This window comes from Bacillus sp. AFS023182 (assembly GCF_002560575.1).
Taxonomy (GTDB): Bacteria; Bacillota; Bacilli; order Bacillales; family Bacillaceae_G; genus Bacillus_A; species Bacillus_A arachidis.
This window is the reverse complement of record NZ_NTRO01000156.1, coordinates 1-222: the sequence shown is the minus strand read 5'-3', so window position 1 is coordinate 222 and position 222 is coordinate 1. Positions and strand designations below refer to the sequence as shown.

The window sequence follows — 222 nt, the reverse complement described above, 5'->3', positions numbered from 1 at the left end:
CACTCCTTATTGTCCTGTAGTTCCACCAAGCGTTGCTAATTGAGATTCATCACAAATAACTTGCTTCAAGAAATCTTCCGCCTTGATACCTGTTGCAGTAGCATCACCTGTATCTAATTCAGCCATCGTCACATCATTGTACAGTAGCGGATCAGCTGTAATTTTATATGCAATATCATCCACGGTCATTTCTTCATTTTGTGTTTTCCAAGATTCTTCAAT

1 pseudogene is annotated in these 222 nt (G+C 38.7%); it reads right to left on the bottom strand.

Going from position 1 to position 222, the window contains the following annotated elements:
* Positions 1 to 6 precede the first annotated feature (6 nt).
* Positions 7 to 222 (bottom strand): annotated as a pseudogene (locus CN288_RS27865) (phage tail protein); the annotation flags it as partial.